We start from the raw sequence: 14,354 nt of genomic DNA on the forward strand, positions 1-14,354 counted from the left end.
CAGCCAAAGACACCGTCACATCTCCTGGCGACCAAACGAAGCGGGATCCCCTCCACCGCGACATCAGTCTCATCGAAATGCTTCGCCCGGTCAGTACCATGAACAGCCGCAGGTCCACCGCCCGAACCAAACCTCTCGGTCAAAATTAATACTAAAATCATATTCCGGAGTTTCCGAGCCAATTGTTCAGAGCTATTCTACTCCTGGGTGGGCAGGTGATCCGCCCCAGGGGTTGATTCATGGCGTTCTCCGGTCTGAAAAGACGCTTCCTTCTCTCCATCGTCGCCATCTATCTCATCACGGCTCTGGCGTTTCTTGGGGTTTTGAACTGGGTGGCGGGCGGCATTGTCGCGCAGTTGGGCAGCGGCTTCGCCGAGCGCCAGGTCCGACTCAGCCAGATGCAAAGCCTGTCGCCGCTTCTGCGCGAAATCGCGCTGGCGCGAAAGATGGCGGATTCTCCAATTCTTCGCGAGTGGGCTGCAGCAGAGACCATTCCTGAACTGCGGAAACGGGCGCTGACGGAAATGGAGAGCTATCGGCGGTCCTTCCGTGATGGAAGCTATTTCTTTGCCATCGCCGAGTCCGGCAACTACTACTTCAACGATGCCAAGGGTTCCTATCGTGGGCAGGAATTGCGGTACGCCCTTGACCCGAACAAAGCCGCAGACCGATGGTATTTCGCCACGCTGAAGAGTGAGGACGAATACCAGATCAACGTCAATCCGGACGAGCACCTGAACGTTACCAAGGTGTGGATCAACGTCCTGATCCGCGACGGCCAGCGCCTTCTCGGCGTTCTCGGCACGGGCATCGACCTTTCGGATTTCATTCGCGAGGTCGTCCAAAGCGATCAGCCCGGCGCCAGCAATATTTTCGTCGATGCCAGCGGCGCCATCCAGGCAGATCGGGAAACCAGCCGAATCGACTTCGCCAGCCTGACCAAGGCTTCGCCGGAGCGTAAGACCGTTTTCCGCATGATTGATGACGATGCCGGACGTCAGGCACTGGAAACGGCGATGCGGCGGCTGGAAAGTTCGGAGGATAAGGTCGAATCCCTGTTCTTGTCGGTCAACGGCCGGCGGCACTTGGTCGGTGTGGCCTATCTGAGGGAAATCCGCTGGTTCGCCATCGCCCTTATCGACAGGGATGTCTTTATGCAGCAGGGCCGTTTCCTGTTGGTCGCCGGCCTGTTTGGAATCGCGTTGCTTGCAGCTCTGGCATCCGTGACGATCTTACTTGATCGACTGGTGCTGGCCAGAGTGTCCCGACTGGATGCCTCGACCCGCGACATCGCGGCGGGGGATTACTCGGTGAAGCTCACCTCCGATTCCAGCGACGAACTGGGACGGCTGTCCCGAAATTTCATGATCATGGCGGAAACAGTGCGCGATCACACCGCGACCTTGCAGCGCACGGTCCAGGCGACTGCGGCAAAATACGAAGATGCGAACCGGCAGTTGGAAACCCAGGCCCAGGAACTGACCCGCGCCAATGCCGAGTTGGAGCAATTCGCCTATGTGGCGTCGCACGATCTGCGTCAGCCTCTGCGGATGGTTAGCAGCTATCTTGCGATGATTGAGCGCAGGCTGGGTGGCGCCCTTGATGAGGATACCAAGGATTTTTTGGGCTTTGCCATCGGCGGCGCCAAGCGGATGGATCAGTTGATTCTTGATCTGCTGGACTATAGCCGCACCGGCAGGGACGACCGCCCCCTGGACGTCGTGGACTTGGGCGAAGTGGTCGCCGAAAGCCTCCATCTCCTTGATGTTTCCATCAGCGAAGCCGGCGGGCGGATTGACGTCGTCAGCCCATTTCCGACCGTATGGGGAAACCGTCAGGAACTGGGCCGACTATTTCAGAACTTGATCGGCAATGCTGTCAAATATCGTTCCACCGCGCGCCCGCTTCACATCGAGATCGGGTGTCGCAACAAGGGCTCCGTCTGGGAATTCTGGGTTCACGACAACGGAATCGGCATCGCCGAGGCTGATTTTCAGCGCGCCTTCAGCGTCTTTCAGCGGCTGGTTCCCCGCGAGGCCTACGAAGGGACCGGCATCGGCCTATCCGTTTGTAAGAAGATCGTCGAACATCACCACGGCCGCATCTGGATCGAGTCCGAAATCGACGTGGGAACGTGGTTCCGATTTACCCTCCCACGATCGGCGTCAGACGCCCCCATCGCTGATGCGCCTTGAAGGTTCAACTTTCAAGTGATCGTCGAAAGTGCCGAGGCATCCGGTGGCAACCAAAATCAGAGTTATTGGACGTATGCCAGCAACGGAAGCGGCTGTCGCAGCAAAATTTGGGGTCGGGCATGAGGAAAACTTATGCCTATACTTTTTATCTAAATGCTACCGTAGAGCAATCAGCTGCGCATGGCAGGCGATCCTCTGCTGAGGAGAGATTTTCATGCCCACCCACGCCCTCTCTTCAGCGGCAATATCCCTTTCCGCATTCAGAAGGCTTATATTTGGGGCCGCGGTCTTCTGGACCTTCGCCGTGGGAATATCCTTTTGGATTGCCGCAGAAAACGAGAAAAGACAGGCCGTCGATCTCGCCACGCATGAAGCCAGAACCTCGGTTCAAACCGATATCGGCTTTCGACGCTGGGCGACGTCTCACGGCGGCGTTTATGTTCCGCCCGACGAACAGACCCCCCCCAATCCCTACCTGACCGCGCCCAATCGTGACGTGGTGACAACGGACGGCAAGCACCTGACCTTGATGAATCCAGCCTACATGCTGCGTCAGTTGATGCAGCAGGGTTACGTTAGGCGGGCAGCCAATCCGCCCACTGTTCCTCCAATGCGGGAGTAAGATCGCGAGCGGTCAGAACTGTAGGAGCGGACAGGTTCGACAGTTTCCGAAACATCTGACCCAGCCACAACACGTAAGGACTCCCTGCCTCCACTGTCGCCGCCCCGGAAAGCGCCACGACACCGTCATCCTTGCCCCACAAGGCCGCCTGCCGGTAGGGAACCAGGGTATGGACCAGATCGACGGCCAGGAAGGCGGTCTCGATCGGACGCCTGGCGGCCATGATGCGGCCTTGAAGGTCCAGGAGAGTAAGGAAGACCTCGTTCATGGCGGCGGGGCCAGCAGCACCTTGCCGCTCATCCCCGCCGACAATTCCGGAAAGCGTCCGCCGATGGTGCCGGTGACCTTCACCGTCTGGCTGACCGGGTCGATGCGGGCGCCGACCCGGACCATCTTGACCGGATAGGTCCGGGCGGTCTCGTCGATGACCACCTGGAAGCTATGTCCCGGCTTCAACCAGACCAACCACTTGGAGGGAACCACGAAGTCCAGCTCCAGTTCGGAATCATCCAAAATATCCAGCAGTGCCTGGCCGGGCTGGACGAATTGCTGGGACCGCACCTTCTGCTCCACCACCCGGCCTTCGAAGGGGGCGGACACTTGGCATTTGCCCACCACGGCGGCACTGGCGGCCTCCTTGGCCGCCGCCTTGTCCATCTCGGCCATCGCCACATCGTTCTCAAGCTTGCCGATGGTCTGAAGCTCCAGCAGACGCTTGTTGACCGCGACCGTCTTGGATGCAGATGAAGAATTGGCGCGAGCCTCGGCCAGATTGGCGCGTTGGATCGAGCAGTCGAACCCAACCAGCACTTGGCCCTTGGTGAAATGCTCGCCCTCCCGCACTGCGATCCGCTCCACCTTGGCACCAATTTCGGCAGCCAGGGTGGTGTAGTCGCGCGGTGTCAGCTGAGCGCGTATGTCGCTCTGAGGCACCTGGGCAAAGGCGGCGACAGGCGCAAGCGCCGCCAGTGTCAGGACCAGGGAACGAATTATCACGCCGCCCTACCGTTTGCCTTGACGACCTGGAATAGGGCAAATTGTTTGGCCAAGCGCCCGTGCTGACTGCTTTCGCGAAGCTGTTGGGTCAGCGATGACCGTCCCAACGGCTTCAGCATTCCCGTTCGGCCCGGGGCTTGGGGTTGCCCGCCCTGAGGTTGACCGTCCGAGTTGGGGGCAGCCTGGCCCTGTCCGCCGTCTCCCACCTTGATAGTGAATGTCTGGACTGCCTCGCGTCCTTCGGCATCGCGCGCCACAACCTTGACGGAAACTTCTCCCTTGAACCCGGGCGGTGGAGTGCCCTCGAAGGTACCGCTCTGAGGATTGAAATTCATCCAGCCCGGCAGGGGGGCACCAGTCGCCTGCTGAGCGCTCAAGGTCACCACCGCATCGGCCTTGGTATGGGCAAACGAGTCGGCCGGAATCTGAACGGAAATTCGGCTCCCAAGTTCCACCGCTGCATCCTTAACTGGAGCGGCGGAAACCAGCGCATCTCCGCCACTGGCGCTCTTGGCCGCAACCGCGACCTGGAAAGCGCTGGGAGCCGAAGCTGTCCTAGCCTCAGCGATCACCGCCACCCCGCCAGAGCCCCCCACCCCGGCCTGCGCGGCCCCGGTGGAACCATTGGCGGCTGCTCCACCCGGAGCGCTTCCTCCACCACCTGCAACACTGGTACCGCCAGAAATGCCTGCGGAGTTCCCACTGGTGGCGACACCGCGATTTTCGCCACCACCCGTGGTCGTGCCGCCGGCTCCGGTGCCGCCCACAAAGCCGACGCCCGGGCCACCCGCCGTGGCGCCACCCGAGCTGCCCACTCCACCATTCTCGCCACCGGTCCCGCCCGTGGTCGTGCCGCCGGTTCCTGTGCCGCCCGCGAAGCCGACCCCCGGGCCACCCGCCGTGGCGCCGCCCGAGCTGCCCACTCCACCATTCTCGCCACCGGTCCCGCCCGTGGTCGTGCCACCGGCTCCGGTGCCGCCCGCAAAGCCGACCCCCGGACCACCCGCCGTGGCGCCGCCCGAGCTGCCCACTCCACCATTCTCGCCACCGGTCCCGCCCGTGGTCGTGCCGCCGGTTCCTGTGCCGCCCGCGAAGCCGACACCGGTGCCGCCGGCCGCGGCTCCTCCGCCGAAGCCCACCCCGCCAGATGTACCGCCCGTGCCACTTCCGGCCCCACCCGTGGACAAACCAAAGCTGGGGCCTCCGGCAGTGGTACCGCCAAAGGTTCCCACCCCACCAGACGTAGCGCCCACACCACTTCCGGCTCCGCCCGTGGACGGGCCAAAGCTGTATCCGCCGGCCGTGGCGCCGCCGCCAAACCCAATACCGCCAGACGTCCCACCCCAGCCCGATCCGCCGCCATCATTCGGCACACCAAAGCCACCACCGGTGGATATTCCCGTTCCCGTGCCGGTTCCGGTGGTAACCCCGCCACCGCCAAGGGTTGCGCCGCCGTTCAGGCCGACCCCGCCAGAGGTCGATGGCGGCGGCGAGGCATGGGGCGGCGCATCGAAACTGAACGTCGCCGTCTGCGAGGTCGTGCCGCCGTGGCCGTCACTGGCGGTAATGGTGGCGGTATAAGTACCAGTCCCGGAGGGAGTGCCTGAAATGGCGCCGGTTGTCGGATTGATGGTCAGACCCGGCGGCAAATTGGTAGCGGTATAGGTGAACGGATCGCCGTCGCCATCTGTGAAGGTGCCGGGTGGTAGGGGATAGCTGAAGTTGACACCCTGCACCCCCTTTGGCGCGCTGGGCACCGGCCCGTTCTGTGGCACCGTATTGGCACGCAAAGTCAGAACCTTATCAAAGCTGTTGCCGCCGATATCGGTGGTGCGGACCCGGATGGAATAGCTATTCCCGGCAGTCAGGGTCTGGTTATTCACCGACAGAGTATTGCCGGAAATAGAAACCTTGGCGTTGTCGGTGCTGCCCGCCCCGGCCACCAGGGTGTAGGTAAAGGTGGAATTGGACGACAGATCGGTGGTGGAGAAGGTGCCGACGGTAGCGTTGGCATTCCCCGCCTGATTGATATCCGTGGTGGATAGGGCGAGATTCGACGGCGCATTAGCGTCGATACGCCCGGTGGTCGTTACCATAGCGGTAGTGTAAGCCGCGCTGGAATTGCCGGCGCGGTCCACCAGAACCAGATTGACCGGGATCTGCCCGCCGCTGGCCGCGACATCGCCGCCGCCATCGGTGACGGTAAAGGTGGCGCTCAGATGGGTGGCGTCCACAGTGCTCAGGCTCCCCAAGGTGAAGCCGTCGACGGTCTTCGCCGAGCCCAGGGTATAGTAGCTGTCATTACCGCTGTCGGCGGCAAGGGTGATGGTGGCGGTGATGACGTCGCCCACCTTGTTGGTGGCGCTGGGAATGCTGATCGACGAGATCAAAGGCACGGTATGATCGACGGTATAGGCCTGACCGCTGAAGCCGCCGGTGATGGCTTTGCCATAGGAGATATCGGTGATGCCGGTCCCTGCATTATTGAGATTCAGCGCCAGATCGCCGTCGCCGGTGACCCCGGTAACGGTGACGGTATAAGTCTTGTGGTCGCCGCTATCGGTGACGCTGGCGATGGCGCCCGCGGCGGTAGTGGCGGATGAGACCGCGCCCGTCGCCGTTCCCGAGGTGGTGACCAGCGAGAAATCAGTGGTATCCACCCCGGAAACCGCCGCGTTGAAAGTAACCGTCCAGTCGCGGCTGGTCGCGTTGGTATAGGCAGTGGTTCCGGCGGCCCGATCGATAGATGACACGCTGGGGCCATTATAGACGTCGATCCGGACCGTATCGGTGGTGGTGCTGTGGCCGTCCGAGGCACTGACCTTGAAATAGGATGCCCCCGCATCCGACGCGGCCGAGGTTCCAGAGAAGATCCTGGTTCCGGCGGTAAAGCTTAGCCATCCCGGCAAGGCTCCGCCATTGACCAGCGTCCCCGACGAATCGACCCGCTGGACGCTATAGGTCAGGGCATCGGCATCGGCGTCATGGAAGGTGCCGGATGGAACCTGATAGGTGAAGGCCACGCCAGTCACCGAGGTCTGGGTCGACTGGGCGGCACTGACCACCGGAGCACGGTTGAGGGTGACGGTGGAATAACCCGCAGACGTCAGATCGCCGCCGGAACCCTGGCCACCGCTGTTGCCGTCATGGAAGGTCCAGTCCAGTTGCGCCGTCTGGGCACCATCGGCCGAGGGCGGGCTGGTGCGTGAATAGATGATGTGGTCGAGCACATCGTTGACCAGGGCTGTGGTCGGCTTGGTGCCGTTATCGGCAAAGGTCAGCGTGAAGGTGCCGCCGGTCTCGGAGAAGGTGGCGATGGCATGGCCACCCGCCGAAATATTCCCGCCGCTGACCGTATAGCCCGAGCCGTTGGCCACCGAGATCACGTCGTTGGCATCGGCCCCGGCATGGTTGACGATGCTGACCGAGGCTCCGGCATAATTGCCGTTGCCGGAATTGGCTGCGTCAAGCTCCACATCGGCGATGGCCGCCCCGGAATCCATGGTGGCGGCGCCGACGCCCTGATACCAGGTCACCGCATTGGACATGCCCGAAAGGGTCGGAGCCTCATTGATGGCGGCGATGGTGACGGTCTGGTCGGCGGCGGTGGCGAGGCCCCATTTGTCGGTGGCTGCAAAATGGACCGTCCGGCTCGACGTGCCGGGAGCGTGGGTATTGTCGTCGTACAAGATCGCCTGGGCCAACCCGCTGACCAAGGCATTGGTGGCGCTGGCGTTGAAGGTCGTGGTCCAGGTGGACGAACCGGTCACTTGGGTAGCGCTGGCGGTGCCGATGGTGGTGTTGGCGCTGCCATCCCAATACTTGATGGCGTTGCTGCTGGCGGCATCGACCCAGTACCCCGCCGATCCCGGCTGGCTGGTGGCCAGATACAGCTTGTCGGTGGCATCGGCATTGGCGCTGATGTTCACTGCCAGCGTCCCGCCATTCCATTCCGAATTGCCGTCGGCATCGGTAACGGTGATGGCGGGAGCCACAGTGGTCGGAGTGCGTTCTGTGTAGGCGGTGGTACTGCCCGCCGTCACCGTGGGCGCATTGTCAACAAGGGCGCTGAAGGCCTTAGTCGCCGTGGCGGTGCCGTCGCTGACTTGGACGGTGAAGGTTTCCGTGCCGACGAATGAGGCGTTGGGGGTGTAGGTGACGGTTCCCGTGGGCGAGATGGTGCCAGCCCCCGAAGTACCGGTGGCGGAGGTGAAGAGCAAATTACCGCCATTGTTGGGGGCGACGCTCTGTGTCCATGTCTCGGTCTGGCTCGAGTCCGAATCGGTAACGCCGAGATAGGAGGTGATGTCGTGGGCCGTGGCGCCTGGGGAAAAGGTCAGATTGGTGGTGCCGGAAGAGACGAAGGCCGGAGTGGCATTGGGGTTGTAACCAAAGCTTTCCTGATATGAAAGGCCGGTCAGAGGTATTCCAGTACCGCTGGCATACAAATAGAACGTGACGTATTTCGTGCCTGCTCCGCCAGTGGGGGCGCCGCCAAGGTCGGCCCATGTGACTCCCCAGTCATGGGCCGTATAGTCCCCCCATGCGCTATTAAAATAATTTATAAGAGTATGTTCAGTTTGAGCCCCCCACTGCCCTTTTATTGTGAACGGCCCATCCGTGTTTGTAGATGAATTATAGATATTGAATGAAAATTTTATGCCGGTTGCTGTCTGAGATACATTCCAAATACTGTAGATCGTTAACGTACCATTACCAACGGAGAGCAGGTCATAAGAATATTCATATACAACATCGACCAGCTGGCCTGAGACATACTTGTCGGAATTGCTGGAGTATTCGAGCGTCCAGTTTCCACCGTGACCGGTGGTGTCGGTGGACGCCGCCACATCCGCTCCGGTCGCCGCCGCAAGATCCGTGACAAACTGCTGGCCATCCTCTCCCTTGGCCACGTCGCAGCCATACAGTAACAGGTCGCCGCCAGCCGTCAGGGCATGGCCGATATCGGCAAGTTCGGCCTGAACGGTTGTATTGGACAGGCTCGACGCGATCAGCACATCGGTTCCCACCTTCAAAGTGGCTTCTGAACCATGCGACAAGATGGAAATGCTGTCATACCCGGCATGGATTTCCGCCCATTTGGCCATCTGGGCCAGACCGCTTTGGCCGCCGTCGACCTCGACGATGCCGACGCCGTCCTTCACCGCCGCCTCCAGGGTCCGGTAATCGGCGACACTGGTGTCGATGAACACCACCTCCTTCTTGCCACCATCCTTGGAGGGATCGGCGGCTCTCACCTCCAACGGAGCGGCGACAACGGGAATCAACGCCTTGGCGGCGGCATCGGCGGCGGCATGGGCGGCGTCGACCACGGCGGCGCCGTCGAACATCATACGGGGTTCCAGGGCCAGAATGCCCGCCGCCAGATTAATTCGCGAATTGTTGCGCTTGATGTGGCTCATGACCGTGTTCCTCGTTTCCAGACCGGCATTCCGGTGGCCAGCCGTTATTAGGGCTGCCCCCATGGGAGCGATCCCCGCACTTACCGCGCCGATGCGAGGTCATCCGACCTGGCGCCTTGATCCATTCCAAGGCCGTCCTTTAGAAAGCGAAACGCCTTGTCGAACATGCCGGAGAGCTGGTCACGCGCCTCAACTTGTGATGACGGAGAGAGCTTGATGGCATCCTGGGGGGCGCTCACCGAAGGAGTGGCAACCTCCTCGGGCTGCTTCAGTCCATCTTGGAAAAAGCGGACCATGCCGGACAACAGATCGGGCGTGCCCTTGGCGGGGGCGGCGGCATCCATAGCCGGAGTCGGAGCGACGGGCGTCTCCTCCGCTCCCATCGGGATCGCCATCTCGCCCTTGCCCCATTGCTCCAGCCGCCGCGCGACAATGATGCTGAGATTCTTCACATCAGCCGCTTTGACGCTGTCAGGCAGCAGATCGTCGCCGAGCGTCGCCTGCATCTTGGCATAGGCCTGTTCCACCTGGGCATAGGTCTGGAAGCGCCGTAATTGCGAGGCGATGGCCGAGGCGTGACCGGCCACCCGCTCCAGGATGCCACTGGCGTCGTTGGCCGCCTTGGCATCCGACAACTCGAACAGCCGCCGGTCCACCTTCCACAGATCGTCCGACTGCGTGAACTGGCTGCTGGCATTTCGGAACTGCCGCTCCGAGACATGGACCTGGGCCAGCACCGCCATGCGCAATGCCAGACGCCGGGCCTTGGCGGTCTCCTCATTGGCATCGGCGTATTTCAGCGCGTCATGGCCCGAGATTACGTTCATCAGGTTCCACGACAACTTGGCACCGGCCTCGTACCAGTGATTGTCCATCAGGAAGCTGTTGTAGTCGTAATTGCGGCTGGCGGTGAAGGTGACGCCGGGCAGCATGCGGATGATGGCCTTCTTGGTGTCATCCAGGGCGATACGGGTCAGGTAGCCCTGCTCGCGCAGATCGGGATTGTTGACGAAGGCCGTCTCTTCCATGCGCTCCAAGCCCATCTGCCAGTCGGGCAGCTTCATATCGGCCGGAACATTCAGGACCAGATCGGTCCCCGGCGGCACGTTGATCAGTGCCGCCAGTTCAATGCGGGCAGTGGACAATTCCTGCTGGATCGCGGTCAGCTGACGGAGCGTTTCCAGCAAGGATTTCTGGTAGCGCAGGCTTTCGACCGGAGCTTTGAGGTTCTCGCGCTCCACCAGACGGGCCTTGTCCAGCGCCACCTTGGCCTCGGCCACCGCCGCATTGACCTCGCCGTTGAGAGTCTGGTAGGCGGCGGCGCGCCAGAAGGCGAAACGCACCTCGGAGATCAGGTTGTGAACTGCCTTGCGCCGACGCTCGGTCGCCACCAGAGCGCGGTCGGCATTGGCCTTGGCGGTGTAATAGGTCAGTCCGAAATCCAGCACATTCCAGGACATGGTCAGGTCGGCCGTCTTGGCGAAGCGATCCGCGGAATAGGTAGGATTGGAGGTGGAGGTGGTCTGGGTATAGAGATCGCGCGAGCGGGTCGAGTTGGGTTCGGAACGCTCATTATAGCCAGCATTGGCGGTCAGCTTGGGCAGCAGGTCCCAGCGATCCACATCGGTCTGACCAAGCGCAAGCGCCTCATCCATCATCTTTGAGCGCTTGTCCAGGTTGTAGCGAACCGCGCGGGCGATGGCGTCCGACACCGTCAGGGCCGATGTCAGGGGCTCGCCGCCCTTGAACATATCGGCACGATCCTCCTTGGCTTGGGCCGCCAATTCATCTTTGGTGAATGGTTCGGGCGTAACCGCGCAGGCGGCCAGCAGGGCGACCAGAGAGACGGAGGCCAGCAGACGGCCGGCTCTGAAACCAGAAAAACTCATAGCGTGGCTCTCCCGCGCACGACAAAACATAAATCGTTCGTATTGTGTACGCCATTCGGAAGAGGCAACTCGACCCATCTGTTCTACGCGAAACGCCCAAATTTCCACGAGATCAGGCAATGTCCAGCAAGCCTGTTTATCTTCAGATGGACGTATGGCACGAGTAGTGACCTATTGTAGCGAATTGGCATGTCAGGCCCAAAAAAGGTACCCGTCAGGATGAAACCCGGATACGACAGCATCGTTCTGAATTGGCTGATCGACCCCCAGCAAAGTTCGACGGAAATTCGCGCCGTCGATCGGGACATAGAATGCAAACGGGCCCCCATCCCCCTCGAATTAGGCGTGGGCTGGATATCCAAATACGATCTGCCCATGGGAATGTCGGTCTTGCGCGCCGATTATCGCTTCAACTCTTCGGCCACCGGAAAGCTGGTGCAGACCGCAAGGCTGGAAGCCTCTTTGCCCGTAGAAACGCTAATGCTGCATTCGCTGAGTCATGGGCGCAGCATCCAAGACGATCACATCATGAAAGAAACTTTCAGCTATGGCGTTGGGTTTGACCTGTTTCGCTATAGCCAAGAAATAGCCGTCACCCCAGCCGTTGACTGCACCTTTGATTGCCTAGCCACGGTCCTGGCTGTGGGACGCCCCGCTTTGGCCAATCTTCTGGGGCCAACGGTTGCCGATAGAACCTTGGTCGCCCTTGGTCTGGGCGTAGCCCCCGCAGTGGTGGTTCGGGCCATGCCCTCAAGCGTCTCATCGATTTTGCAGAAAGCCATTCCAAACAACATGACAGGCTTGATGCGCACCCTGTTCATCCAAGCTCGGGTCCTTGATTACCTGACCGCGTTGATTGATCACTTGGGCACGAACGAGAACGACGCCCCGCCTGTTAAGGTCGCGACCCAACGGGCCAGGGACCTGCACGAATATCTCATCAACACCTACGGAAAATTGCCAACCCTGGAAACGCTGGCTGCCCAGTTCAATGTATCGGTTCGCACCCTGAATAATGACTTCCGAGCAGAATACGACCAGCCCATCCATACATTCATCGCCGAACACCGCTTGTCAGAAGCCCACGCCGCGATAGAAGGAAGCGATATTCCCCTTAAGACCTTGGCTGAGCGTCTGGGGTATTCCCACGTCAATCACTTCCTGGCGGCATTCCGCAAGAAGTACGGATATCCACCAGGGAACTTAAGGAAAAGGCAAAAACGGGAACTGAGTTGATCGGTTTGATCGCATGCTGGCCAGGGAATAGCCAACCGTCGCGATGCATGACGCATAAACAAGAACCGCAGTGCCGAAACGATGCCGTTCATCAATCTCCGAAGATCCGCCCAAGGGCAGTGTCCGTTCCAATGCCTGACGTCAGGAAATCGCACGGCAAGTGGCGGCCGTGCGCTGGATCATGGCGGGGTCCGGCTGGCCGCGATGGTGGAATGAGGCCGCCGCAACGCCGTCGATCCGGTACAGGCGATCTCGGGCGGTTTTCATGGCCCTGTTGATCCGTTCGGGCGGCATGCCGCCCAATTCCAGCACCGAGGACATCTCCGCCGAAGTTTCGGCCAAGGTAACTCGCGACAAAGAGGATTGATCCGGGCGCGAGAGCCACGGGCCATGCAATCCGATCTCGCCGGCAATCACCCTGCGCGGCGCGCCGAGCACCGCCACGCCCGCCGCCGAATCCGCCACCGCTCCCTTGGGCACCACCGCCTCCAGCCCGGCCCAACCGAACAGCCGGCCGATATAGGCTCCGGCCCAGGCATGCCCGCCGGGGGAATTGATGCGAGCCTGTCGAATGGTCGGGTTGGCGGCCAGGAGGCGGGCGGCGACGCAATGGTCCCATTCCTGAATGAAGCCGCTGATTAACAAGGTCCGGCCATCCGCCGTCACACTCATCTCGGCCGCGCATACCGATGACAGGGATAGCCAACCTGCCAAGGTTGTGATGATCACATTCCGGGCGATGGATCGAATCGACATAAGGCGCACCTCATCCCCATAGGAGATGCGCCTGCGGCGTCCAGAGTTCAACCGGCTCTGCGAATAATTTGCGATAGCACCCTGGCGGGCCGGGGCGTCAACCTGCGCTATTCTCACCCGAGCCGTCTTAGAAGGCGGCGCTATGGTTCCCGCGTGTGCCTCTTCCTTAAGCTTCCCGGCGGATAGCCGAATTTCCTGCGGAATGCGGCCAGGAAGTGGTTGGTGTGGATATAGCCCAGGCGCTGGGCCAGGGTCTTCAAGGGGATGTCGCTGCTCTCGATGGCGGTATGGGCTTCGGCCAGACGATGCTCGGCGATGAATGTATGAATGGGCTGCCCGTATTCGGCCTTGAACGCGTTGTTGAGCGACCGCGCCGAGACATTGAATTGCATGGCCAGTTCTTCCAGCGTCGGCAACTTTCCTTGCAAGGTTATGAGCTGCTGATAAAGCGTCTGTGCCTGCCGTCTCGATGACGAAAGGGGCGGAGGGGCAGCGACATTGGCGCCAAGGTGTTCCATCAGCGCTGTCAGATATTCCAGCGCGCGGGCTTGGCACAGCAGGCGACGGCTGGCCCCGGCGACGTCATGGGGAATGGCGTTGTGTAAATGGGCGGAGACATGGTGAGGCATCGCTCGCACCCGGATTCTGGGGGCGGGGGTCAGATCCAAGGCTTCCAGGGTGCGTTCGGCGATGTCATGGCCGACCAGGTGGCCAAGCACTGTCCGGCTGATGGTCAGCGCCGTCATGATGACGTCAGTGGAGCCATCGACCACGGGATCGACTTCCAATCGGTCGGCTAGGCGGAACAAATCGATGCCTGGGCGAAAGATCAACTCGGCTGCAGGGTATTTCTCGTGATGAATGACCTGGCCGCCGGTGACCGTCTGGATCATCAGAGATTCGCCGGGAAAAGAACCTTCCACATGCCCGATATGGATCAATTGCCCCAACGATGCCGGGGTGAAACGCCGGGTGGTGCGGAACAGCGTCATGCCCATGGCCAGTTCGATCTTTGTGAAGCTGGCCTCGCCCGTTTCGGGCGACATGGGATAAGGATGCCGCTCGACGTCGCCGTCCAGGGGCAGGAAGGTCGCCTCCTCGTCTTCCAGAAGCCAGTTGAATTTCAAGAATTCATAGGCGGAGCGCATCGGCCGTCTCCGGGATTAGCGTCCGCTCAATATCATCGGGAGCGGCCGGTGGAGTCTACATGCGATTGGCCATTCATCAGCCAGCGTGC

Annotated in this window: 9 protein-coding genes; 3 read left to right on the forward strand and 6 right to left on the reverse strand. The window is 61.1% G+C overall.

Annotated elements, in window-relative coordinates; genetic code table 11:
* Positions 1-239: 239 nt before the first annotated feature.
* On the forward strand, positions 240-2,195 hold the full coding sequence (locus XM1_RS17335) for an ATP-binding protein (RefSeq protein WP_068435690.1): 1,956 nt from the start codon (positions 240-242) through the stop codon (positions 2,193-2,195).
* Positions 2,196-2,409: 214 nt separating this feature from the next.
* Positions 2,410-2,817 (forward strand): hypothetical protein, encoded by a 408-nt coding sequence (locus XM1_RS24220; protein WP_156428770.1) that lies wholly within the window; start codon positions 2,410-2,412, stop codon positions 2,815-2,817.
* On the opposite strand, the gene XM1_RS17340 is transcribed toward XM1_RS24220, so the two are convergent.
* The 4 genes from XM1_RS17340 to XM1_RS17355 form a co-directional block, all read right to left on the reverse strand.
* Positions 2,771-3,085 (reverse strand): hypothetical protein, encoded by a 315-nt coding sequence (locus tag XM1_RS17340; RefSeq protein WP_068435692.1) that lies wholly within the window; start codon positions 3,083-3,085, stop codon positions 2,771-2,773. The genes XM1_RS24220 and XM1_RS17340 overlap by 47 nt on opposite strands.
* On the reverse strand, positions 3,082-3,813 hold the full coding sequence (locus tag XM1_RS17345) for an efflux RND transporter periplasmic adaptor subunit (protein ID WP_231920565.1): 732 nt from the start codon (positions 3,811-3,813) through the stop codon (positions 3,082-3,084). Before XM1_RS17345 ends, XM1_RS17340 begins: the two co-directional genes overlap by 4 nt.
* Positions 3,810-9,236 carry a DUF4347 domain-containing protein gene (locus XM1_RS17350; RefSeq protein WP_068435693.1) on the reverse strand — a complete coding sequence of 1,809 codons (5,427 nt, stop codon included), beginning with the start codon at positions 9,234-9,236 and terminating at the stop codon, positions 3,810-3,812. Before XM1_RS17350 ends, XM1_RS17345 begins: the two co-directional genes overlap by 4 nt.
* An 80-nt stretch (positions 9,237-9,316) precedes the next feature.
* The gene (locus XM1_RS17355) at positions 9,317-11,125 is read right to left on the reverse strand and encodes a TolC family protein (protein ID WP_231920566.1); all 1,809 of its coding nucleotides are present in this window, start codon (positions 11,123-11,125) and stop codon (positions 9,317-9,319) included.
* A 219-nt stretch (positions 11,126-11,344) separates the two neighbouring features.
* Here XM1_RS17355 and XM1_RS17360 point away from each other — a divergent pair, with 219 nt between their 5' ends.
* Complete coding sequence (locus XM1_RS17360) at positions 11,345-12,361, forward strand: helix-turn-helix domain-containing protein (RefSeq protein ID WP_172821934.1); 1,017 nt, start codon at positions 11,345-11,347, stop codon at positions 12,359-12,361.
* Positions 12,362-12,502: 141 nt separating this feature from the next.
* Here the strand turns inward: XM1_RS17360 and XM1_RS17365 are convergent, their stop codons facing one another.
* On the reverse strand, positions 12,503-13,117 hold the full coding sequence (locus tag XM1_RS17365) for a hypothetical protein (protein WP_156428771.1): 615 nt from the start codon (positions 13,115-13,117) through the stop codon (positions 12,503-12,505).
* 140 nt (positions 13,118-13,257) lie between these two features.
* Positions 13,258-14,265 (reverse strand): AraC family transcriptional regulator, encoded by a 1,008-nt coding sequence (locus tag XM1_RS17370; protein WP_068435699.1) that lies wholly within the window; start codon positions 14,263-14,265, stop codon positions 13,258-13,260.
* Between the last annotated feature and the right edge of the window lie 89 nt (positions 14,266-14,354).

Origin of the sequence: Magnetospirillum sp. XM-1, from assembly GCF_001511835.1 — a bacterium.
In the GTDB taxonomy this organism is placed as follows: Bacteria; Pseudomonadota; Alphaproteobacteria; order Rhodospirillales; family Magnetospirillaceae; genus Phaeospirillum.

Bases quoted from the DNA above. Each gene is read 5' to 3' on its own strand.
- XM1_RS17335 (WP_068435690.1), top strand. From the start codon at position 240: ATGGCGTTCTCCGGTCTGAAAAGACGCTTCCTTCTCTCCATCGTCGCC.
- XM1_RS24220 (WP_156428770.1), top strand. From the start codon at position 2,410: ATGCCCACCCACGCCCTCTCTTCAGCGGCAATATCCCTTTCCGCATTC.
- XM1_RS17340 (WP_068435692.1), bottom strand. From the start codon at position 3,085: ATGAACGAGGTCTTCCTTACTCTCCTGGACCTTCAAGGCCGCATCATG.
- XM1_RS17350 (WP_068435693.1), bottom strand. From the start codon at position 9,236: ATGAGCCACATCAAGCGCAACAATTCGCGAATTAATCTGGCGGCGGGC.
- XM1_RS17355 (WP_231920566.1), bottom strand. From the start codon at position 11,125: ATGAGTTTTTCTGGTTTCAGAGCCGGCCGTCTGCTGGCCTCCGTCTCT.
- XM1_RS17360 (WP_172821934.1), top strand. From the start codon at position 11,345: ATGAAACCCGGATACGACAGCATCGTTCTGAATTGGCTGATCGACCCC.
- XM1_RS17365 (WP_156428771.1), bottom strand. From the start codon at position 13,117: ATGTCGATTCGATCCATCGCCCGGAATGTGATCATCACAACCTTGGCA.
- XM1_RS17370 (WP_068435699.1), bottom strand. From the start codon at position 14,265: ATGCGCTCCGCCTATGAATTCTTGAAATTCAACTGGCTTCTGGAAGAC.